The organism is Sinorhizobium sp. BJ1, assembly GCF_002531555.1.
GTDB lineage: Bacteria > Pseudomonadota > Alphaproteobacteria > Rhizobiales > Rhizobiaceae > Sinorhizobium > Sinorhizobium fredii_B.
Genome location: NZ_NWTH01000002.1, coordinates 163,281 through 185,340, shown reverse-complemented (window position 1 = coordinate 185,340; position 22,060 = coordinate 163,281). Strand labels below are relative to the sequence as shown.

15 protein-coding genes and 1 tRNA gene are annotated in these 22,060 nt (G+C 63.3%); 6 read left to right on the top strand and 10 right to left on the bottom strand.

The genetic code is table 11. From position 1 onward, the window contains the following. Positions 1-5: 5 nt before the first annotated feature. Positions 6-82 (bottom strand) — tRNA-His (locus tag CO676_RS03185). Positions 83-242: 160 nt separating this feature from the next. Next, positions 243-689 carry a phasin gene (locus CO676_RS03180; protein ID WP_097519646.1) on the bottom strand — a complete coding sequence of 149 codons (447 nt, stop codon included), beginning with the start codon at positions 687-689 and terminating at the stop codon, positions 243-245. Positions 690-1,021: 332 nt separating this feature from the next. On the opposite strand from CO676_RS03180, the gene CO676_RS03175 reads away from it, so the two are divergent. Next, positions 1,022-4,432 carry a PAS domain S-box protein gene (locus CO676_RS03175; protein WP_097519645.1) on the top strand — a complete coding sequence of 1,137 codons (3,411 nt, stop codon included), beginning with the start codon at positions 1,022-1,024 and terminating at the stop codon, positions 4,430-4,432. Between the two features lie 80 nt (positions 4,433-4,512). Continuing rightward, positions 4,513-6,195, top strand: coding sequence for an iron ABC transporter permease (locus CO676_RS03170; RefSeq protein ID WP_097519644.1), 1,683 nt, complete (start codon positions 4,513-4,515; stop codon positions 6,193-6,195). Between the two features lie 284 nt (positions 6,196-6,479). Here the strand turns inward: CO676_RS03170 and CO676_RS03165 are convergent, their stop codons facing one another. Continuing rightward, positions 6,480-8,432, bottom strand: a complete 1,953-nt coding sequence (locus CO676_RS03165; RefSeq protein WP_097519643.1) for an acetoacetate--CoA ligase — start codon at positions 8,430-8,432, stop codon at positions 6,480-6,482. Positions 8,433-8,600: 168 nt separating this feature from the next. Between CO676_RS03165 and CO676_RS03160 the strand changes: the two genes are divergently transcribed. After that, positions 8,601-10,421, top strand: a complete 1,821-nt coding sequence (locus CO676_RS03160; RefSeq protein WP_097519661.1) for an AsmA family protein — start codon at positions 8,601-8,603, stop codon at positions 10,419-10,421. A 7-nt stretch (positions 10,422-10,428) separates the two neighbouring features. On the opposite strand, the gene CO676_RS03155 is transcribed toward CO676_RS03160, so the two are convergent. From CO676_RS03155 to CO676_RS03135, 5 genes are all read right to left on the bottom strand, one after another. After that, the gene (locus CO676_RS03155; RefSeq protein ID WP_014761162.1) at positions 10,429-11,250 is read right to left on the bottom strand and encodes an ABC transporter permease subunit; all 822 of its coding nucleotides are present in this window, start codon (positions 11,248-11,250) and stop codon (positions 10,429-10,431) included. Positions 11,251-11,253: 3 nt separating this feature from the next. Further along, on the bottom strand, positions 11,254-12,165 hold the full coding sequence (locus tag CO676_RS03150) for an ABC transporter permease subunit (protein ID WP_097519642.1): 912 nt from the start codon (positions 12,163-12,165) through the stop codon (positions 11,254-11,256). A gap of 4 nt (positions 12,166-12,169) precedes the next feature. Beyond that, positions 12,170-13,312 (bottom strand): ABC transporter ATP-binding protein, encoded by a 1,143-nt coding sequence (locus CO676_RS03145; RefSeq protein WP_179875395.1) that lies wholly within the window; start codon positions 13,310-13,312, stop codon positions 12,170-12,172. A 130-nt stretch (positions 13,313-13,442) separates the two neighbouring features. Next, positions 13,443-14,537 (bottom strand): polyamine ABC transporter substrate-binding protein, encoded by a 1,095-nt coding sequence (locus CO676_RS03140; protein WP_097519640.1) that lies wholly within the window; start codon positions 14,535-14,537, stop codon positions 13,443-13,445. A gap of 202 nt (positions 14,538-14,739) precedes the next feature. Then, entirely contained in the window at positions 14,740-16,149 is a 1,410-nt protein-coding gene (locus CO676_RS03135) for an XRE family transcriptional regulator (protein ID WP_097519639.1), read from the bottom strand. Positions 16,150-16,377: 228 nt separating this feature from the next. Here CO676_RS03135 and aceA point away from each other — a divergent pair, with 228 nt between their 5' ends. Both aceA and CO676_RS03125 read left to right on the top strand, forming a co-directional pair. Then, entirely contained in the window at positions 16,378-17,667 is a 1,290-nt protein-coding gene (gene aceA / locus CO676_RS03130) for an isocitrate lyase (protein WP_097519638.1), read from the top strand. A gap of 121 nt (positions 17,668-17,788) precedes the next feature. Beyond that, positions 17,789-18,028 carry a hypothetical protein gene (locus CO676_RS03125; protein WP_014761155.1) on the top strand — a complete coding sequence of 80 codons (240 nt, stop codon included), beginning with the start codon at positions 17,789-17,791 and terminating at the stop codon, positions 18,026-18,028. A 180-nt stretch (positions 18,029-18,208) separates the two neighbouring features. Here CO676_RS03125 and CO676_RS03120 read toward each other — a convergent pair whose 3' ends face one another. Next, the gene (locus CO676_RS03120; protein ID WP_014761154.1) at positions 18,209-19,084 is read right to left on the bottom strand and encodes a LysR family transcriptional regulator; all 876 of its coding nucleotides are present in this window, start codon (positions 19,082-19,084) and stop codon (positions 18,209-18,211) included. An 88-nt stretch (positions 19,085-19,172) separates the two neighbouring features. Between CO676_RS03120 and CO676_RS35680 the strand changes: the two genes are divergently transcribed. Further along, on the top strand, positions 19,173-19,364 hold the full coding sequence (locus CO676_RS35680) for a hypothetical protein (protein ID WP_014761153.1): 192 nt from the start codon (positions 19,173-19,175) through the stop codon (positions 19,362-19,364). Positions 19,365-19,455: 91 nt separating this feature from the next. Here the strand turns inward: CO676_RS35680 and CO676_RS03110 are convergent, their stop codons facing one another. Further along, positions 19,456-21,981 (bottom strand): methyl-accepting chemotaxis protein, encoded by a 2,526-nt coding sequence (locus tag CO676_RS03110; RefSeq protein WP_097519637.1) that lies wholly within the window; start codon positions 21,979-21,981, stop codon positions 19,456-19,458. Between the last annotated feature and the right edge of the window lie 79 nt (positions 21,982-22,060).

The following is a 22,060-nucleotide window of genomic DNA, read 5'->3' as shown; positions in this document are numbered from 1 at the left end:
GAAAATGGTACGGTTGGGTGGTCTCGAACCACCGACCTCAGGTGCCACAAACCTGCGCTCTAACCAACTGAGCTACAACCGCACTTTGGACGCGACCCCAAATCGCTTGGGTCGTTGCGTTGGCGGCTCACATACGGTCACTTCGGCCGATTTGCAAGCCTTAACTTCAGATTATCAAGCAAAAAGACCGGATGGCAAGCACCCGGTCTTTCATCGATTCCGATCGGCTGCGCTTCGAGCGATCAGGCCTTCTTGAAAGTGGAAACGACCTTTTCCGCGGCGTCCTTGCCGGGCTTAGCGACGTTCTCGGCGACCTTGCGGGTGGCTTCCTGCATGGTCTTCGCCTGCTCGACAGCGACCTCGGCCTGCTTGCGGATGAAGGCGGTCTGCAGGTCGACGAGCTCGGAGAGCGACTTGACGCCGAGCAGCGCTTCCATGTGCGAGAGCGAGTTCTCGGCATTGGTGCGCAGCGCGTTGATGGCCTTGAGGCCGAGTTCGACGGAGCCGGACTGGGCGTTTTCGAGCGTCGCTTCGACGGTCTTCGTTGCCTCTTCGGCGGCGGTCTTCATCTTGGCATAGGCGTCCTTCGACTGCGCGGCACCCTTTTCGGCAAACTCGCGGAAGCCGTCGGCAAACTTGGTCGGGTCAAAGGAAAGGGAAAATGCGTCTTCGGTCTTCCTGGTAGCCATTGTATGCGCTCCTTGGTGTGGCCCTCTTAAGAGGCGCCTTGGTGAGTGATGCCGATCTTATAATCGATATCGTTGTGCATTGCAACAAAATTGTGCATCGCACAAAAACGACTGCCATTAACCTTGCGGGACGAAAGCCGTGGCGGAAAAGGGGCCGTCGCTGGACCCTCGCAGATGCGGCGGTTATTAATAGAGTGTTAACGCGCTGCTGCATGGTTCCTGAGATCGGAGCCGATTAAAGGATAAAATCATGCAGCAATCAAACTGCTACAGCGACCTTCATGCGTCTCAAAGGCGCACGGCGCCGTAGGGACCCGTCAATAGGCCTGCCCATGCCCGCGAGACAGTACCCTTTCATTGACATTGCCGTGCATGCACGGGTGCGGGAGCATTTTGCCCGCGGCGATGCGTCGGTTCTCTTTTCGAAGGATCTGGCGCGCGTCCTGTGGGCAAATGATCAGGGCGCCAGGCTGTTCGGCGTCGCGTCGGTCTACGATTTCATCGATAGCCCCTTGAACGCGAACGACCTCTCGCTGCGCCAGTTGGGTGCCGCTGCAGCGCAGCTTGCCGCAGTCGGCGACCGTCGCCAACTGCTGATCCGGATTGCGGCCGGCTTCCGCAGGCTGCCGCTCAACGCGACGGTGGAGATGATCCGCATCCGGCCGGGCGAGGACGCCGTTCTCTTCACCGCTCCGCATAACGGCAAGGCACTTTCGGCGGAGGAACGCGCGGCCGCGATGATCGCCGGCTTGGACGGGCCGGACACGCATATGGCCGTGCTCGACGACGACGGCGACATCGTCGCCCGTTCGCCCGGATTCGAGCATTTGGGGTTGTCGGCCGAAATCCGGCGGACGCTCGTCTCGGCGGTGACGCGCGAAAAGGACCGGCTGATCAAGCGCCTCGTGGCGACCGAGAAGGGGCAATTGCCCGCCGCCATCGGCAAGATTTCCGACCACCCGGCCCTCCATCTTCTCTTTGCCGTGGAAACCACGCTCGAAGCGCCGGATGCCGGAGAGACCATCGCGAAGGACGAGCCGGACGCAGTCGATGCGCCAGCATTCGCTGAGATCGAGACGGGGCCAGATGCGCCTTCGCCGGACGAGCCTGCCGAAACCCCGAGGGTCGAAGATGCGGTGGAAGATTCGGGGACCCCGTCGACGACTGAACGAGCCGAAGCCGAAGAGCCGGCCGATGCGGCGCCAATCGACGAGAAACAGGGCGAATTGACTCTGCAGTCCGGCGACGAGACGGCAGAACCGCCGCAGACGACTATCGCAGAGACCCTCGAGTCCGTGCAGGAAACGGCAGCATCGGACGCCGAGCAGGACACAGCAGCGGCTTCGGGCTTTACCTTCACGCCGGGTAGCCGGGCCGTCCGCTTCGTATGGAAAATCGACGCTGAGGGACGCTTCAGTGAGATCTCCGAGGAATTCGCTTCGGCCGTTGGCCCGAAATCGGCCGACGTGGTCGGAACGACCTTCGCCGCGCTTGCGGACCGCTACGATCTCGACCCCGACCACAAGATCAACGAGCTTCTGCATCGCCGCGACACCTGGTCCGGCAAGACCATCCTGTGGCCGATCGAGGGGACGAGCCTCAAGGTCCCGGTCGACCTCGCCGCTCTGCCGACCTATTCCCGTTCGCGCGAGTTCGACGGCTTCCGCGGCTTCGGCATCGTGAGGATCGCCGATGCGGTTGAGGACGCAAGGGCAAGTGGGCTGTCGCTCGGCGATACCGGGACACCCCGGCGCGAGGACATGCCGGCCGAAGCACCGGTGGAACCCGCTCCCGAGGGACCGGCCGCGATCCAGGATGAGACGGAAGCGGAATCTTCCCCCGCTGCCGATGCCCCGCAGAGTGAGCCCGAAGACGGCGCTACGGGAGAACTTTCAACGGCGGAAGACCCGTTTGCCGGCGAGCGGCCGGCCCTTCGCATTGTCGACACGGCCGCGCGGCCGCCCTCCGACAAGGTCATCGCTCTCGACGAGCGCCGGCCCGCGGGTTCCGGGGCGCTGACGCGCGGCGAGCAGGCGGCCTTCCGCGAGATCGCGCGGCAGCTCGGCGCACATTTCGACGAGCCTGCCGCGAGTGCGGCAGGCGAGGACGACGAGCGCTCGGCGGGCCCCGCGCCTCCGGCCGAAGCCGCCGCCTCCCCCGCCGCAGACAACCCATCACCGGACGAGGCAATTGCCGACCCGCTAGAGGACACGGCGCCCGCGGTCGAGGACGAGGCGCCCCCTGTCCCGCGCAGCGGCGTCAGCATGAGCAGCGAAATCCTCGACCGGCTGCCTGTCGCGCTCCTCATTCACCATGGGGACGAACTGCTGCACGTCAATCCGGAATTTCTGCGGCTGACCGGCTACGCGACTCTCGATGTCTTCGAGCAGGAAGGAGGGTTGGAAGCCCTCTTCGCCTATGGCAACACATCCGGAGAGACACAGCCGGACGGGACGATGACCCTGGTCCGCGCCAATGGCCAGCTTGCACCGGTCAGCGCCCATCTCCATTCGATCCAGTGGGAAGGGCGGAGCACGCTCATGCTGGCGCTCACTCCCGCGGCGACAGGCGCAGCTAATACGGCTTCGCCCGACGCGGACGCCTCGGCGGGAGCCGAAGCGCGGCTGCGGATGGAAATCGACGAACTGCGCTCGATCCTCGAAACCGCCACCGACGGCGTGGTGGTCCTCGGGCAGGACGGTGACATTCGCACGATGAACCGCTCGGCAAGCGCGCTTTTCAACTATGACGAAGACGAGATGCGCGGAAAGCCGTTTGCCGCGCTCTTCGCCCATGAGAGCCAGAAGGCGGTGATCGACTACCTCCACGGCCTTTCCGGCCATGGTGTCGCAAGCGTGCTCAACGATGGCCGGGAAGTGATCGGCCGGGAGGCGGGAGGCGGCTTCATTCCGCTGTTCATGACCATCGGGCGGCTCTCCTCCTCCCACGGCTATTGCGCCGTCATCCGCGACATCACCCAGTGGAAGCGGACCGAGGAGGAACTGCGCAACGCCAAGCGTGCCGCCGAGACCGCGAACGCCCACAAGACCGACTTCCTCGCAAGGGTGAGCCACGAGATCCGCACGCCGCTCAACGCCATCATCGGCTTTTCCGACATGATGGCGAGCGAGCATTTCGGGCCGATCGGTAATCCCCGCTACATCGAATATGCCGGCGACATCGGCCGGTCGGGGCGGCACGTGCTCGACATCGTCAACGACCTGCTCGACATTTCGAAGATCGAGGCGGGCGAGATGGAGCTCGATTTCAGCGCCGTCGACCTCAACGAGGCGGTCTCCGAGGCGGTATCGCTGGTGCAGCCGCAAGCCAACAGCCAGCGCGTAATCATCCGCACCTCGCTCTCCGCCTCGGTGCCGGAGGTTGTCGCCGACGGCCGGTCGATCAAGCAGATCGCGCTCAACATCCTGGCGAACGCCATCCGCTTCACGCCGTCCGGCGGGCAGATCGTCGTGTCGACGTCCTACGAGGCGAACGGCAGCGTCATCCTCAGGATCCGCGACATGGGGATCGGCATGACGCGCAGCGAACTCGATCAGGCGATGAAGCCGTTCAGGCAGGTGACGACCGGCGGCCGCAAGCGTGGCGAGGGCACCGGTCTCGGGCTGCCGCTGACCAAGGCGATGGCCGAGGCGAACCGCGCCCAATTCGCCATCAGCTCCGCGCCGAACGAAGGGACGCTCGTGGAAATATCCTTCCCGTCGCAACGCGTCTTGGCGAACTGAGTTCCGATGCTGTAAGAAAATGTTGACCAACGGGCGCCAGTTTGCCGGCCCCGCCAGCATGTTGCCTCGGAACGGATCGTTTGCACTTCGCCACCAAAAGCCTCAAGCGACGCTATGCCAAGTCGGGCTCGGGCCTCAGGCATCGGCTGCTCGCGACCTGGTCCGGCCTCGCTTCGGCGATCGTGTTGATGCCGATCGTCGCCATTGCCTGGCTTGCGGTCACCGGCGGCGGCGCGGACTGGCCGCACCTCATCGCGAACGTGATCCCGCGCGCCACCTTGAGAACGCTGATGCTGATGGGCCTGACAGGCGCGGCGACGGCCGTCGTCGGCATTCTGACCGCCTGGCTGGTGGCAACCTGCGACTTTCCGCTGCGCCGGTTGCTCTCCGCCGCGCTCGTGCTGCCGCTCGCCATACCGGCCTATCTCGCGGCCTATGCATTCGGCGAGCTCCTGACCTTCACCGGACCGGTCCAGGGGATGATCCGGGCGCTCTTCGGCTTTCAGACGAGCCGGGATTATTGGTTCCCGGACGTGCGCTCGCTCGGCGGCGCCGTGCTGGTGATGAGCTCGGTCCTCTATCCCTATATCTATCTTGCCTGCCGTTCGATGTTTCTGATGCAAGGCCGGGCGGCCGCCGATGTGGCGCGCACGCTCGGCGCCGGGCCGGTCAAGGTCTTCCTCAGGATCCAGATCCCGATGGCAAGGCCGGCTATTATGATCGGCCTGACGCTCGTCGCCATGGAGACGATGAACGACATCGGCGCGGTCGAGTTTCTCGGCGTCCAGACCCTGACCTTCTCCATTTTCGACACCTGGCTCAACCGCGGCAGCCTGGCCGGTGCGGCGCAGATCGCCTGCATCATGCTGATCTTCATCATCGGGCTGATGATGGTCGAGCGCGCCGCCCGGCGCAGCCAGCGCTTTTCCAGCCAGAAGACGACGGCCGCCGTCCATGATGCGGTGCGCCTCGAGCTTTCCGGCTGGAAGCAATGGACGGCAATGCTCGTCTGTCTCCTGCCCGTCCTTTCAGGTTTCGCCGTCCCCTTCCTGGTCCTCGGCAACTATGCGCTGAAACGCTTCGACCAATTCCTGGCGCCGCGCCTCCTGGACGCGTTGCTGCACAGCGTTCTGGTATCCGGCCTGACGGCACTCGCCGCCGTGGTCCTGGGTTTCGTTCTGGCCTATGCGGCCCGCGCCGGTCGCTCGCCGATCACGGAAGTCGCCGGGCGGCTCGCCTCCTTCGGTTACGGCGTGCCTGGCACCGTACTGGCGATCGGTGTGCTCTTTCCGCTCGCAGCGCTCGACAATACCTTGGATGCCTGGCTGCGCCACCTCTTCGGCATTTCCACCGGCCTCGTCATGAGCGGTACGGGCTTTGCGATCGTCTATGCCTGCACAGTGCGCTTTCTTACCATGGCCGAGGGGACCCTGGAGGCCGGCTTCCATAAGCTCTCGCCGCATCTCGACATGGCCGCTCGGGCGCTCGGCCGGACCAGCGCCCAGACCTTGCGCTCGGTGCTTCTGCCGATGATGCGTCCGGCGGTGCTGACGTCGGCGCTGCTTGTCTTCATCGAAACGATGAAGGAGCTCTCCGCCACCATCATGCTGCGGCCGTTCAATTTCAATACGCTTGCCACGCTGGTCTACGAGGATGCGTCACGCGCGAAGGTCGAGGATGCATCGGTGGCCGCGATGATCATCGTCACCGCCGGCATGATACCAGTCATTCTGGTGTCGCGGTCTCTGGAAAGACGCTCATAGGGGGCTGGGCCCAACGATACAAAAAAAGAGGCAGCTCGCGGCTGCCTCTGAAGTCATGCTAACCAACAAATGCTCGAGAACTCGGGACGTCATGTCTGTGACAGCATCGCTGCTGTGGCACCGGCGCCTTGATGGACCGGCCTCCAGTTGGCTCGACCATGCCCCGGCAAACGTTAACAGGACCTTACCGCCGGACCCGACAATTTTAGGGAACGAGGCGCAAGTCGGCTTGCTTGGTTAATTGCACGGGGACGACAGGTTAACGGAACCGGCTCGTCCCGCACTCAGCTTTTCAGTGCTTCCAGCCCCGCAAAGAGCTCGAGTGCCTCGGGATTTGCCAGCGCCTCCTTGTTCTTGACCGGCCGGCCGTGCACCACGTCGCGCACCGCCAGTTCGACGATCTTGCCGGATTTGGTGCGCGGAATGTCGTCGACGGCGATGATCTTCGCCGGCACGTGCCGAGGCGAGGCGCCGGTGCGGATCCGCGTCTTGATCGCCTGCGTCAGTTCCTCCGTCAGCGCAACGCCCGGCGCCAGCCGCACGAACAGGATCACTCGAACGTCGTCCTGCCAATCCTGGCCGATGCAGAGGGCCTCGGCGACCTCTGGCATCTGCTCGACCTGATTGTAGATTTCCGCCGTGCCGATGCGCACGCCGCCCGGATTGAGCGTCGCGTCGGAACGGCCGTGAATGATGATGCCGCCATGCGGCGTCCATTCGGCAAAGTCGCCATGGCACCAGACATTGTCGAAGCGCTCGAAATAGGCGGCGCGGTATTTGGCGCCGTCGGGATCGTTCCAGAACATCACCGGCATCGACGGAAACGCCTTGGTGCAGACGAGCTCGCCTTTCTCTCCGCGCACCGGCTTGCCCTCGTCGTTCCAGACGTCGACGGCAAGTCCGAGGCCGGGCCCCTGAATTTCGCCGCGCCACACCGGCTTCAGCGGGTTGCCGAGCACGAAGCAGGAGACGATGTCGGTGCCGCCGGAGATCGAGGCAAGCTGGACGTCCGATTTGATCCCCTCATAGACGAAGGAGAAGCCTTCCGGAGACAGCGGCGAACCGGTCGACGTAAGGAGCCTGAGCGCCGAAAGGTCGTGCGTCTCGGCCGGCGTCAAACCGTCCTTGCGCACCGCATCGATATATTTTGCCGAGGTACCGAAGACGGCGAAGCGCTCCTCGGCTGCGAAGTCGAAGAGAACATTGCCGTCCGGATGGAAGGGCGAGCCGTCATAGAGGCACAAGGTCGCACCCACGGCCAGGCCGGAGGCCAGCCAGTTCCACATCATCCAGCCGCAGGTGGTGAAGTAGAAGAGCCTCTCGCCCTGCTTCAGCCCGCAGTGGAACCGATGCTCCTTGAGGTGCTGGAGGAGCGCTCCGCCGGCCGAATGAACGATGCATTTCGGCACGCCCGTCGTGCCGGAGGAAAACAGGATGTAGAGCGGATGACTGAAGGGCAGCCGCTCGAAGACAAGCGGCTTGGCTTCGAAGGCGGCGACGAAATCGGGAAGCGTCACGCCGCCTTCAATTCCGGCCGCCAGCGCGGCGCTGTCGCCCGCATAGGGCACGACCAGCGTCGGCACGCCGAGCGTCTTCGCGACGGAGCGCACCTTCGCGTCGACGTCCTGGCGCTTTCCGTTGTACCAATAGCCGTCGCAGGTGACGAAAAGCTTCGGGCCGATCTGGCCGAAGCGGTCGAGAACGCCCTGCTCGCCGAAATCCGGGGAACAGGAGGACCAGATGGCGCCGAGCGAGGCGGTAGCGAGCATCAGCGCGATCGTCTCCGGCAGGTTCGGCATCATCGCCGCGACACGATCGCCGACGCCGATGCCTTCTGCCTGCAGCGCCTGCTGCAGGCGTGACACGAGACTGCGCAACTCGTCCCAAGAGAGCCGGTAACGGACCTTGTCTTCACCGCGGAAGATCAACGCATCGCCATCGCCGCTCCCACGCAGCAGGTTTTCGGCAAAATTGAGCTTGCCGTCCGGGAAGAAGCGGGCCTCGAGCATCCGCTCGCCGTTGACGAGCGCCTGGTCTCCCCGCTCGCCTATGACGCCGCAATGCTCCCACACGGCAGTCCAGAAATCGCCGCGCTCCGCCAGGGACCAGTCGTGAAAGGCATCGTAGCCGGAAAACCTTTGTCCGAAACGCTCTTCGCACCAGGCCATGAACTGCGCCATCGGGCTCCTGGCGAGCGTCTCGGCATCAGGAACCCACAAAGGTCGATCTGTTTGCATGCGTTCCTCCACTCCTCTGGCCCTGTTCTATAACATGCTGCAACGCAAAATAAACAGCGTGCATGGGGGCCTCGCTCTCGCGAAGACGACATTTCCATGTCAGTTGCATTTGCCCTCTTCAGGGCCTATCCAAACGGTTTCACCGAAGGCGACGCCCACCCGACCGACATGACCAGATTGATCCGGAAAATATCGCGCGTCCTGAGGCTGCGCCTGCGCCGCCGCCATTTCGTCTGGTCTGCCGCAATCGGCGTCGTTCTCGCCATCGGGTACAACGCCGCCCTGCCCCTGCTCGTTTCGACAACCGGCGTGCGCGCGACGATGGAGCGGACGCTCGACAGCTGGTCGGGCGGCAAGAGCAGGATCAATGGCGAGCCGGAGATCCGGTTCTGGCCGGAGCTGCTGTTGACCTTGCCTTCGGCGACGATCGAATCCACCGGCCTCGAACCCCGCCGGCTTGCCGAAATCGGCCGCATTACCGCATCGTTCAACCCGCTTTCGGCCCTTCTCGGCGACCCAACGCTTGAGGACATCAGCCTTGTCGATCCTATCATCACGATCGAGCGCCAAGCCGACGGCACGATCAACTGGCAAAAGCCGCAGTGGATCGCCCCGCCAGAGGCTGCTGCGCCGGCCCAGGAAAGTCCAATCGGAGACATCGCGGTCGTCAATGGCCGGGTTATCGTGCTCGACCGAATGCCGGCTGGCAACGATGTCGATATTCCCGGAATCTCCGGCACGATCAAATGGCCCGCCTTTGCCGAGCGATTGAGCGCGCAACTATCGGCGCGCCTAAGCGGCGAAGAGGTCGCCTGGGCGTTCGTCTGCGAGGATCCGCTCGCTTTCTTCGCGAGGCGGAACGCGTCGCTCAAGACATCCATCACATCGGCGCCGCTGACCTTCTCCTTCGAGGGCGTCGGCAATCTTTCATCCGTTCCCTTCGCGTCGGGCCATCTGCAGATGTCCGCGCCCTCCCTTGCGACACTCGTCCAGTGGTACCAGGGCAATTCGGCGACGACGCTCTCGCCGGGAGGGATCAGCATCGACACCAGAGTGACCACCGGCGAGAAGACGCTCAAGCTGGACGATCTAGCGTTCACGATGGGCGGCGCCAGCGCGACCGGCGTGCTGGATTTCGCCCTGCAGGACGGCAAGGCGCCAAGGATGGAAGGGACGCTCGCCTTCGATCGCATCGATCTCAACGGCGTTTCGGTCGCCGCGCTTACGCCCCTCGGCCGCGACGACCGTCTGTGGCGTCTGGTGGAAACCTTTGTCGGCGCCTGGCACACGGACATTCGGCTTTCCTCTCAGGAGGTCCTCGCCGGTCCCTTCCATCTGACGGATGTGGCCGCAGGGGTGTTGATCGATGGGAAACGCGCGTCACTGGATATTGGCGACAGCAATTTCGCGAATGGCAGCCTGAGCGCCCGCGCCGTGTTCTCGGAACAAGGGCTGGAGCACGGCGGCCGACTGCAGGCGCGCCTCAAGGACGCCGATTTCGCCGCGGTGCTCGGCGGTTTCGGCCTCAACGGCCCGGTCCCGGCCGGCCGGGGGATTCTCAGCATCGATGTCGGGACCGATCACGCCCTCTGGGCAACCCGCCTTGGCGACATATCGGGCAATCTCACCTTTTCACTGGCGGATGGCAGCATCACCGGCTTCGACGCCTACGCCTTTGCCGATCTCGTCCGCAAGGGCGAGTTCTTTTCACTGTCGCAAGCGAACGAGGCCAGCTTCGACTTCCAGGCTGCGAACATAAAGGCCAGCTTCGCCGACGGAACGGCGCGTCTCGACCGGGCCGATTTCGTCGGCACGTCAGGCAACATGTCGGTGACCGGCGTGATCCCCTATCGCAATGGCAGCCTGGCGCTTGCCGGGACGCTCCAAACCGAAACGCCCAGCAGTAACCAACCGGTTCGCTTCTTCGTCGGCGGCTCTTGGCCGAATGCGGTCATTTCGCCGCTTTCCGTGCTCGTCGCTCCGAAGTAGCCGCCCCTCAGCCGATTGCCGCAAAAGCTGCGCGCTCATCCTTTTCGCGCTGGACTTCCCGCCGCTTGGTGACGATCGACGCGACAACCACCCCCAGGGCGACGATACCGATCAGGATGGTGCAGATCGCATTGATCTCCGGCGTCACGCCAAGGCGTACCTGGCTGTAGATCTTCATCGGCAACGTCGTCGCACCCGGCCCTGTGGTGAAGCTCGAGATGACGAGGTCATCGAGTGACAGCGTGAAGGCCAGGACCCAGCCCGAAAACACTGCCGGCGCGATCACCGGCAGGGTGATGGCGAAGAAGGTCCTGACCGGGGTCGCGCCGAGGTCAAGCGCCGCCTCCTCGATCGACTGGTCGAAGCTCAGGAGGCGCGACTGCACGACGACCGCGACGAAACACATGGTGAAGGTGATGTGGGCAAGCGTGATCGTCCAGAAACCGCGATCGAGCCCGATTGCGACGAACAGCAGGAGCAGCGACAGGCCGGTGATCACCTCCGGCATGACCAGCGGCGCATAGACCATGCCGGAGAAAAGGACGCGTCCGCGGAAGCGCGTGTAGCGCACCAGCGCCAGTGCCGCCAATGTGCCAAGAACCGTCGCGCAAGTTGCCGACAGCAGCGCTACGCGAATGGTCACCCAGGCGGCATCGAGTAGCCCCTGATTGTGCCAAAGCTGGCTGTACCACTTGGTCGAAAAACCGGCCCACACGGTCACCAGCTTCGACTCGTTGAACGAGAAGATCACCAGAAGCACGATCGGCAGGTAGAGAAAGCCGAATCCGAGGACGACCGAGGCGACGTTGAAGCGGGACCATTTTTCCATGGCTCACCTCCCCTCGCCATCGGCCTTGGCCTGGACATTCTGGAAATAGACGATGGGAATGACCAGGATCATAAGCAGGACCGTCGCCACCGCCGACGACACCGGCCAGTCCCGGTTGGCATTGAACTCGTTCCACAACGTCTTGCCGATCATCAATGTCTCCGACCCGCCGAGCAGGTCGGGGATGACGAACTCGCCGACGGCCGGAATGAAGACGAGCAGGCAGCCCGCGACGACGCCCGGCAAGGACAGCGGGAAGGTGACGCGCCAGAAGGCGCTGGTCTGTGTGCAGCCGAGGTCCTGGGCCGCCTCGATCAACGCGTTGTCCATCTTCTCCAGCGCCGAATAGATCGGCAGCACCATGAAGGGAAGGTAGGAGTAGACGATGCCTATATAGATCGCGGTATTGGTGTTGAGGATGATCAGCGGTTGGTCGATGACGCCGATGGTAATCAGGAACTGGTTCAGCAGCCCCTCCGGCTTGAGGATGGCGATCCAGGCATAGACTCTGATCAGGAAGCTCGTCCAGAAAGGCAGGATGACCAACATCAGTAATGTCGGTCGGATCGAACGCGGCGCCTTGGCCATGCCGTAGGCGATCGGGTAGCCGATCAGCAGCGTCAGCAACGTCGAAACGGCCGCGATGGTCAGGCTCGACAGATAGGCATTGAAATAAAGTGCATCCTCGGCCAGCCAGACGTAATTGTCGACGGAGAATTCGCGGGCCTTCTCCAGAATACCGGCGAGCCCACCCGCCAGATCCAGGACCGGCGTATAGGGCGGCATGGCAATCGCCGTCTGCGACAGGGAGATGCGGAAGACGATGAAGAAGGGAACGAGGAAGAAGAACAAGAGCCACGCGTAGGGGACGATGATCACCAGTCGGCTGACGAGGGCTGAGGCAAGTTTCGCCATGGCTTCAATCCTTCAACACCACGCCCGCATCTTCGCCGAACGAGATCCAGACCTGCTGGTCGTAGCCAAGCGGATCCTCGACGGCGCGCACGGCATTGAGCGACGATGCCTTGACGACCTTGCCGTCCTTGAGGCGGACGTGGAAGACGGTCATGTCGCCGAGATAGCCGATGTCCCAGATCTCGCCTTCGGCGGCATTGACCGGTGCGTGGGCGGGCGCCTGGCGGCTAATCCTGATCTTTTCCGGACGAATGGCGACGGCAGCGCTTGCACCGTTCGCGACCTTCTCGGCCGAGCCCATGCGGACCGGAATGCCGCCCGTCGTTTCCACGCGGACAGTGCCCCCTTCGACCGCGGTCACCGTGCCATCGAACAGGTTCACGTCGCCAATGAAGTCGGCAACGAAGCGCGAATTCGGCGCCTCATAGATCTCGGCCGGCGTCGCTACCTGGACGACCTTGCCGTGGCTCATGACGGCGATGCGGTCGGCCATTGTCATCGCTTCTTCCTGATCATGGGTGACGATGACGAAGGTGAGGCCGAGTTCCTGCTGCAGATCCATCAGTTCGAACTGAGTTTCCTCGCGCAACTTCTTGTCGAGCGCGCCGAGCGGCTCGTCGAGCAGCAGCACCTTCGGCCGCTTGGCCAGCGAACGGGCGAGCGCCACGCGCTGCCGCTGACCGCCGGATAGCTGATGCGGCTTGCGCTGGGCGAATTTCTCCAGCTTGACGAGCTTCAGCATCTGCGCCACCCGCTCGGCGATCTCGGGCTTCGGCATGCCGTCCTGCTTCAGCCCGAAGGCGATGTTGGTCTCGACATTCATGTGCGGGAACAGCGCATAGGATTGGAACATCATGTTGACCGGCCGCCGATAGGGCGGGATGCCGGCGAGGTTCTGGCCATCGAGGATGATCTCGCCGGAGGTCGGCTGCTCGAAACCGGCAAGCATGCGCAACAGGGTCGACTTGCCGCAACCGGACGCGCCGAGCAGCGCGAAGAACTCGCGTGTATAGATGTTCAGCGAAAGATCGTCGACGGCGATGAAGTCGCCGAACTTCTTCGTGACGTTTTTGACGGAAATGAAGGGCCTTGAGGCGGGGTCCGCCCATGGTGCGAAGGAACGCCGGATGCTACCGAGAGATTTCATCATTTAACCCCGAATGCGACGATGGGTGCGGCGCCGCCCCCGGTGCCTGACCGTTGCGAGTTGAAACCGCTTCTGCAACCCGCTCTCATGAAATTGCCCGGACTTGGGTCCGGGCAATTTGTTTCGGCTCTCACTGACCGGTGACGATCTTGGTCCAGAGGCGGGTCAGTATCCGCTGCTCCTTGGGCTCGAACGGCGTGACGGTGAAGAGCTTCTGCATCACCGCCTCCGGCGGATAGATGGCCGTGTCTTCGAGCACTTCCTTATCGAGGAACTGTTGCGAGGCCTTGTTGCCGTTGGCGTAGAAAACGTAGTTCGATGCCTTGGCGATGACCTCCGGCTTCATCATGTAGTTGATGAACTCGTGCGCCTCGGCCACATGCGGCGCATCGGCGGGGATCGCCAGCATATCGAACCACATCTGCGCCCCTTGAGCGGGGATCGAATAGTCGACCGTCACGCCGGACTTCGCCTCGGCTGCACGGTCGCGCGCCTGAAAGATGTCGCCGGAGAACCCTACCGCCAGGCAGATGTCACCGTTTGCCAGTGCATTGATATATTCCGACGAGTGGAACTTGCGGATATAGGGGCGGACCTTCAAGAGCAGTTCGGCGGCCTTGTCGAGATCCGCCTGCTGATGGCTGTCGGGATTGAGGCCGAGATAGGCAAGCGCGGAGGGTATGATATCGGTCGGCGAGTCAAGGAGGTGAATGCCGCAATCCTTGAACTTCGCCGCGATCTCGGGATTGAACACGACGTCCCAGTTCGGCTTCTCGTCGCTACCGAGGATTTCCTTCATCTTCTCGACATTGTAGCCGATGCCGGTGGTACCCCACATGTAGTCGACGGCATATTCGTTGCCAGGATCGTACTGGGCGGTACGCTCCATGATGACGTTCCACATGTTCGAGAGATTCGGCAGCTTCGATTTGTCGAGCTTCTGGAACACGCCTGCAGCGATCTGGCGTTGCAAGAAGTAAGCGGTCGGAACCACCACATCATAGCCGGAGCCGCCGGCAAGCAGCTTGGTTTCCAGGATTTCGTTGGAGTCGAAGACGTCATAGACGACCTTGATGCCGGTTTCCTTGGTGAAATCCGCAAGAATGCTGTCGTCGATATAGTCCGACCAGTTATAGACATTGACGACCCGCTCCTGGGCGGAAGCGAGCGTGGCCGATCCCGCCAGCATTGCGGCCGCCAAGGCTGCGACGATGAGTTTGGACATACAACTCCCCTCATTTATCGGTTCGAGACAAGTCGCCCATTTCGCGCGGTCGCGCCCTGTCCGTTGTTCGTTGCCATGCCGAAGTTAGGCATGTTTCTCAATAACCTCAAGCGCTTTCGAATGGGGCAATCCGCCATCCTCAGGTCGGTTGCATTTTCGTAAGCACAAGCAAAATCCGGGGCTTATGCGCCCGTCGCGCTGACTATTGAAAATCGAATACGCTCAAGCCCGTCGCCATCTCGTCGAGACCGAGAGGTCGGGTGACGGGCGGCTCGGCGCGTGCCAGACAGCCCTGGCGCTCGCAGAGGCGGCAGACCGGACCGACGGCGATCGCCGGCAGGCGCGCGGCCCCGTAAACCGTCTCCTGCGCGAAGCCGGCGTCGCAACCGACCAGTAGCGCAGTGCGTCTGACCCGCTCCTGAAAGGCGGCCTGGGGGCCTTCGACCGTGCGGGCGACGGTCAGGAACTCGCCGCCGTCCGGCATTTCCACGCGGTCGACGAGAATCTGCCCCGGCACCGCGAAGGCCGCATGGATGTTGAGCTTCGGGCAGGCGCCGCCGAAACGGGCATGCGGAAAGCCCTGCGCCCCGGCGCGGCGCAGGCGATGACCGGCATTGTCGATCTCCATCAGAAAGAACGAAATGCCGGCGGCGCCGGGCCGCTGCAACGTCGTCAGGCGACTGGCCGCCTGCTCGAACGACACCTGGAAGCGTGCCCTCAGGAGATCGACATCGTATTTCGCCCGCTGGGCAGCGGCATGGAAGGCTGCATAGGGCATCATCAGCGCATGTGCGGCATAGCGTGCGAGCTCGAAGCGGCCTATGCGGCGCGCCTCCGCGGTCGAAAAGGGGATCTGGTCGAGCTCCGCATCGATCGCCTCGTGACAGGCGATCGATGCGACCTCCATGGCAATTTCGAGCGTCTGGTCGAAGGGCGACAGCCGCTCGGAAATGAACAGGCGCATCGAGTGGCGGTCGAAACGGCGGCGGAGATTCGGCATGACGTGAGCCGGCAGCGTCCGGACGACGAGGCCGTGTTCCCGTTTCAGCCAAGCCTTCAGCGCCGCTGCAAGGTCATCGCCAGGCGACAGGCTCGCATGGAACGCCTCCATCGCCTCTTCGATCCGCGCGAAATGGTTCGGCCGCGCCTCAAATGTCTCGCGGACCTCGTCGATTGGCAGCCGCGTGTCGGCAAGCGTCGCCATGTGCCCCTGCCCCGCAAGAAGCTCCGCCAGGTCCTTCAGACGCGACGCCTGTTCGCGATAGGCGCGGTAGAGCTTGACGACGCCGCCCGACACGTTCGGTGCCGCCTCGGTGACCTCGATCAGTTCCTGATCTCCCGGAAGCTCGCCGGCAAGCAAGGGATCGGCAAAGACCTCGCGCAACTGCGCCAGACTGCCGCCCGCCTCGCCCTGCAGTTCGTCGAGGTCGACCTTGTAGACCGAGGCCAACTTGAGCAGCAGCTGCACCGTCAGCGGCCGCTGGTTGCGCTCGATCAGGTTCAGGTAGGACGGCGAGATGCCGAGCGCCTCCGCCATCGCCGTCTGCGTCAGTTGAAGCCCGTTCCGGATTCGTCTGACGCGCGGTCCGGCGAAGATCTTGTTCTCGGCCATTTGTCACTCCCTTTACAGAATTTCCGCCATAGCGCCTTTGACAACATTTACATATTTACTGCTCCGCATTGTCAAACACAAGACAAGGTAACCCCTTTTAGCTTGGCGACGCAGGAATAGACGTGGCTTGTTTATGCACTGCAATGTAAAAACTGTCATATGAACTCATGAGCCGATGCGAGCTAGGACGAAAGTTGTAGAGCTCACGATTTTGACGAGGAGATATGTATGACTGATTTTTACAAACTCGTTCCGAGCGCACCGCAGGGCCGCTTCGACGGCATCGAGCGGCCCTATTCCGCCGCGGACGTGCAGCGGCTCAGGGGCTCGGTCGAGATCCGCTATTCGCTTGCCGAAATGGGCGCGAACCGCCTCTGGAAGCTCATTCACGAAGAAGACTTCGTCAACGCGCTTGGCGCACTCTCGGGCAACCAGGCCATGCAGATGGTTCGCGCCGGCTTGCAGGCGATCTATCTCTCCGGCTGGCAGGTTGCGGCCGACGCCAATACGGCCTCGGCAATGTATCCGGACCAGTCGCTTTACCCGGCCAATGCTGCGCCGGAGCTCGCGAAACGGATCAACCGCACCCTGCAGCGTGCCGACCAGATCGAAACGTCGGAAGGAAGGGGCCTTTCGGTCGAGACATGGTTCGCGCCGATCGTCGCGGACGCTGAAGCCGGTTTCGGAGGGCCGCTCAATGCCTTCGAAATCATGAAGGCCTTTGTCGAAGCGGGTGCAGCGGGCGTCCACTACGAGGACCAGCTCGCCTCGGAAAAGAAGTGCGGCCATCTTGGCGGCAAGGTGCTGATCCCGACCGCCGCGCATATCCGCAACCTGAACGCCGCGCGGCTTGCCGCCGACGTCATGGGCACGCCGACGCTGGTCATCGCCCGCACCGACGCAGAGGCTGCGAAACTCCTGACCTCGGACATCGACGAGCGCGACCAGCCCTTCGTCGACTATGATGCCGGCCGCACGGTGGAAGGCTTCTACCAGGTGAAGAACGGGCTCGAGCCCTGCATTGCCCGCGCAGTCGCCTATGCGCCGCATTGCGATCTCATCTGGTGCGAGACCTCGAAGCCGGACCTCGAGCAGGCGCGCAAATTCGCCGAAGGCGTGCACAAGGTGCACCCGGGCAAGCTGCTCGCCTATAATTGCTCGCCATCGTTCAACTGGAAGAAGAACCTGGACGACGCGACGATCGCCAAGTTCCAGCGCGAGCTCGGCGCCATGGGCTACAAGTTCCAGTTCATCACGCTCGCCGGCTTCCATCAGCTGAACTTCGGCATGTTCGAACTGGCGCGCGGCTACAAGGACCGGCAGATGGCCGCCTATTCGGAGCTGCAGGAAGCGGAGTTCGCTGCCGAGGCGAACGGCTACACGGCGACCAAGCACCAGCGCGAAGTCGGTACCGGCTATTTCGACGCCGTATCGCTGGCGATCACCGGCGGCCAGTCGTCGACGACGGCGATGAAGGAGTCGACCGAACACGATCAGTTCCTGCCGGCGGCACAATGAATGCAAGTCCGGGGCGCGCGACATCCCTGCCCGTTGGGCGCCCCGGAAGCATACTCGAACCGTAAGCGGGGCACGAAATGGTTTCCCCCGCGCCGGCTCTAACCTTTGAAGGAGCACTCCCATGACAGTACAGACACGCGTCAAGGAACGGGCCGAGGAACAGTCATCGGCCATGACCCCGGACCAGCAGGCGGCGATCCGCATGGTTGCCAATGATCTGCATCGCCTCAACCAGTCGGTCATGAAGGCGGTCGAGGCCGGCGTCTCGGTCGAGCTGGTGCGCTCGGCACGCCATCACGGCGGTGACGGCAACTGGGGCGATCTGTTGATCCCCGTCATCGTCACCCAGGGACGGGCGTGATGGCGGCTCTCGCCTCGGCCGCGGCCGCACTCATGCTTGGCGCTGCGCTCTGGCAAGAGATCCGGCATCGGAGGGTTCAAGCCCTTCAGGCTCGGGTTTGCGAGAGACGCCGTCTGCGCTGAGCGACTGAACGGACAGGAGATTCGGCCGGTGCAAAGCCGGCCGAACCCCATTTCATGGTCAGGCGGCGCTCCGCCGCGGCCGCTTACCGGCAAAAAGATCCGCATGGCTGCGCAGCAGCCGTGTCATGCGATCGACGACGGTGCGGATATCCCGCCTGTGGCGGTCTTCATTGTTCATGACGATCCACTGACGATGCCTGAGCGGCCCGATCTCATCGCCCGCCCGCTCCAGTTGCGGATCGAGGTCGCCGACGAAACAGGGCAGCACCGCCTTGCCGGCCCCGGCGCGGGCCAAGTCGAGCAGGGAGCGAGGGCGGCTGACGGTCGCCACGATCCGGCCGGATGCGTTTTCGTGCGGCCAGCGCAGATAGGCCGAAAGGGCGTCCTCTTCGGCGACGGCGACCCAACGATCCGATCCGCCGGGCGCGTTTTTTTGGCGATAGGCGGCATAGGCAACCTCGCCGACCGGCCGCGAGGCGAGATAGGTCTCCTCCGGTTCGAAGGCGCGAATGCCGATGTCGCTCTCCCGGTACGCGAGACTTGCCCGCGCTTCGCCGATCGACAGCGAAATGCCGAACATGTCCCGTTCCGTGCAGATCGCCGGGAAGTTTTCGGCGATCAGCCACGACCCCCACGTGCCCGCCGCAATCCGGACGATCGTGGCGCCCTCCCCCTCCTTCTGCCAGCTCTCGACCTTGCGGGCCGCCGCCTCCATCTCCTGCAACTGCTCGAACAGGAAACGCCCCTCGGCCGTCAGCGCGTAGCCGGTCTGGCTGCGGATGAAGAGGAGGCGCCCGGTGCGCTCCTCGAGTTCCAGCATCCGCCGACCGATCGTGGCGGGGCTCAGCCCTGTCGCCTGCGCTGCCCCGGTCAACCCGCCGCCGCGCGCCACGGTCATGAAACAGCGGTAGATGTCCCAATCCACATTTTTCATAGCTGAAAAACATATGAGGGATTCGACTGTATGTAAAACAGTTTGGGATGCATAAAAGAGGAGATGCCCAAGAGATAAGGAGCATCACATGGATATGATGGCAATGGCCGTGCTGTTCGACATGGCCTCGAGAAACCGCCGCAGGGAAGATCAATTCGAGCCCCGATCGAAAGGCAGAAGGGAAACCTTCGGGGAACACATGCTCGCCGCGCTCTTCCGCAAACCTCGGCCGGCCGAGAGGCGCGACGATTGCGACGGCGTGCCGTGTATCGCGCCTTAGGAGCCCAGCTCAGAACAAACGACAACGCCGCGCACCAGGATGCGCGGCGTTCATTTGGAGTATCACATCGGGAGGAACGTTCCGTCTTCCGCTATGCGGCGCGATAAACCTGGCCGGCTCCACTTTCCGGCTCCAGGCGGAATTGTTCGACCAGCATCATCAGCGTATCGGCCTGGGTCGCCAGCGCACGGCTGGTGGCCGTCGCCTCCTCGACCATCGAGGCGTTCTGCTGGGTCATCTGGTCCATCTGATTGACGGAGCCGTTGACCTCGTGCAAGGCAGTCGCCTGATCGCGGCTTGCGGTGGCGATCATCTCGACATGCTGGCTGACGGTGACGATCTGCGCGCTGATCGAGGCGAGCACCGCCCCGGTCTCCTTGACGAGCAGCGAGCCGGAACTGACCTCGTCGGTCGACTTGTTGATCAGCCCCTTGATTTCCCGCGCCGCCTCGGCCGAACGCTGCGCCAGTTCGCGAACCTCCTGGGCGACGACCGCAAAGCCCTTGCCCGCCTCGCCGGCGCGCGCCGCCTCGATGCCGGCATTCAAGGCAAGGAGGTTGGTCTGGAAGGCGATGTCGTCGATGACTTCGATGATCTGTTCGATCTGGCGCGAAGCATCTTCGATGCGGCCCATAGCGGCGATGGCATTGGCGACCACGGTTGCCGAACTGTCGGCGCTCCGCTTGGTTTCGGAAACCGCCTGGTTCGCCTCGTGGGCGCGTTCCGCAGAGGAGCGCACAGTTGCGGTGATCTGGTCGACAGCGGCGGCCGTCTGCTCGAGCGATGCGGCCTGTGCCTCCGTTCGCTGCGAAAGCGCGTCGGCGGAGTGGTGCATGTTGGCCCCGCCCTGCTGGATCGCCTGGGCATTGCCGCGGATCTGCGCCAGCGTGTCCTGCAGGCGAATGAGCGATCCGTTGAAGTCCTGCCGCAGTTGCTCCAGGCGCCCGTGGAAGGGCACCTCGATCTGCTGGGAGAGATCCCCCTGGGCAAGCCGTCCGAGGCCGGCTGCGAGTTCGCTGACGGCGAGATCGATCTGCCGGTCGAGCTCGCGCTTGTCGGCGTCGTTGCGGGTGCGCTCGACTTCGGCACGGGCGCGCTCTTCCGCGCTTTCGGCCTCGATGCGCACCTTCGAAAGGGCATTCTCCTTGAAGACACCGAGCGCCCGCGCCATGTCGCCGATCTCGTCGCGCCGCGCATCGCCGTCGATCGCCGTATCGAGCATGCCGTCGGCGAGCCGGCGCATGGCCGCGGTGATTTGTCCAATCGGCCGCTTCAGCGTCAGCGTCAGCGCGATCCCCGCAAGCAGCGCAATCACCACGCCGGCCACCGTGGCGGCAACGGAAATCTGGTTGGCTTCCTGCCGCTCCGTGCCGGCGGCGACCTTCTGCTGCTCGGCAAATCCTGTGAGGTCGTTCCAGATCTCGTTGATCGATGCGCCGGCCGCGTTGAATTCCGCCGTCCGTTTGTCGGTGATTTCGACCAGTGCGACACTATCCTTCTTCATCGCATCGATGATCGGCACGACGGCATCCGCCGTTGCATCGAAGAAGCTCACGTCCTTGGCGATGCCGCGCAGAGTCGTGAGGTTGGCCTGAACGGCCAGAATCTTGTCGAGAAGCTTCTGACGGTTCTCCTCGGTCGGATTGCCGAGGAAGGCCGCCGTGGCGATCTGGATTTCGGTGATCGAGACGGAAAGCCTGCGCGTCGCGGTCAGCACGGACTCGGTGCTGGCAATCTTCCCGTCGAGCTCACTAAAGATCTGCGTCGCCTCGCGCATCTTTCCAACGGAGGCAGCCTCCAGTCGGAAGCTGGCATTGCGGAAACGATCGACATATTTCGACAGACCGGCGAGTGTTTCAGGAGCGGCCGGCGACCGGATCAGCGCGCCAATCGCACCGGCGGCCGAATTGACCGTCTCCGCCAGAGATTTTTCGTCCTTGGGCAGCAGGACGAAGATGTCGCGCTGCGTGCGGCTGATCTTCGGGAAGAGGCCCTGCGCGACCTTCAGCTTTTCCTCGACCGTTACGGCCTTGCTGACTTCCGTGGCGAATTCCGTATAGAAGCGGCTGGCACGCAGAAGCTTTTCGGCGTTGCGCAGCATCGTCTTCGCTGCGTTTTCGTCCTTGCGCACGGCGTATTGCAGCGAGTCCGTCTCCCCCTTGACCTTCAACTGTTCGACGGCCAGGCGCTCCAGATTGGCTGTCGTCGCCGCTCGCAATTTCTGTTCGCCCTCATGCAGCGTCCAAAGTCCGTCGATGCGCGCCTCGATGTCGTTCGTCGCGCCGATTGCCGCGGCCAGCTCCGTTTCGCCGCTTGCGCCTGCGACCTGCGCGGCCGTATCAGCCAGGACCTGCTTCTGCGCCGCGATCGTGTCCTGGACTGCCTTGCGGCTCTCCTCAGTGGTCTCGTGCAGGAAGTGGTTCATTCCGGCGTAGACATCCTTGAAGCCGCTCAGCGTCTGCAGGACGCTGTTCGAGATCTCCATGCGGCCTTGCAACAGGCCCGAGGCATAGAGGCCGGTGATGCCGACCGCCGTGATGCTGACGACGAACGGCAGGATGAAGAACAGAACCTTCGTCTGGATCTTGAAGCGGGCAAGAATCCTGTCAATGAGCATGGAAAACACCTTGGCTCCCAGCGCGCGTTTGGCCTCCCCCAATGGCGTCAAGCGTCCGAACAGGACGCTTAGGCACCAC

What these genes read in the sequence shown, in the direction of transcription:
- CO676_RS03180 (WP_097519646.1), bottom strand. Translation starts at nt 689, where the DNA reads ATGGCTACCAGGAAGACCGAAGACGCATTTTCCCTTTCCTTTGACCCG.
- CO676_RS03175 (WP_097519645.1), top strand. Translation starts at nt 1,022, where the DNA reads ATGCCCGCGAGACAGTACCCTTTCATTGACATTGCCGTGCATGCACGG.
- CO676_RS03165 (WP_097519643.1), bottom strand. Translation starts at nt 8,432, where the DNA reads ATGCAAACAGATCGACCTTTGTGGGTTCCTGATGCCGAGACGCTCGCC.
- CO676_RS03160 (WP_097519661.1), top strand. Translation starts at nt 8,601, where the DNA reads ATGACCAGATTGATCCGGAAAATATCGCGCGTCCTGAGGCTGCGCCTG.
- CO676_RS03155 (WP_014761162.1), bottom strand. Translation starts at nt 11,250, where the DNA reads ATGGAAAAATGGTCCCGCTTCAACGTCGCCTCGGTCGTCCTCGGATTC.
- CO676_RS03150 (WP_097519642.1), bottom strand. Translation starts at nt 12,165, where the DNA reads ATGGCGAAACTTGCCTCAGCCCTCGTCAGCCGACTGGTGATCATCGTC.
- CO676_RS03145 (WP_179875395.1), bottom strand. Translation starts at nt 13,312, where the DNA reads ATGAAATCTCTCGGTAGCATCCGGCGTTCCTTCGCACCATGGGCGGAC.
- CO676_RS03140 (WP_097519640.1), bottom strand. Translation starts at nt 14,537, where the DNA reads ATGTCCAAACTCATCGTCGCAGCCTTGGCGGCCGCAATGCTGGCGGGA.
- CO676_RS03135 (WP_097519639.1), bottom strand. Translation starts at nt 16,149, where the DNA reads ATGGCCGAGAACAAGATCTTCGCCGGACCGCGCGTCAGACGAATCCGG.
- aceA (WP_097519638.1), top strand. Translation starts at nt 16,378, where the DNA reads ATGACTGATTTTTACAAACTCGTTCCGAGCGCACCGCAGGGCCGCTTC.
- CO676_RS03125 (WP_014761155.1), top strand. Translation starts at nt 17,789, where the DNA reads ATGACAGTACAGACACGCGTCAAGGAACGGGCCGAGGAACAGTCATCG.
- CO676_RS03120 (WP_014761154.1), bottom strand. Translation starts at nt 19,084, where the DNA reads ATGAAAAATGTGGATTGGGACATCTACCGCTGTTTCATGACCGTGGCG.
- CO676_RS35680 (WP_014761153.1), top strand. Translation starts at nt 19,173, where the DNA reads ATGGATATGATGGCAATGGCCGTGCTGTTCGACATGGCCTCGAGAAAC.
- CO676_RS03110 (WP_097519637.1), bottom strand. Translation starts at nt 21,981, where the DNA reads ATGCTCATTGACAGGATTCTTGCCCGCTTCAAGATCCAGACGAAGGTT.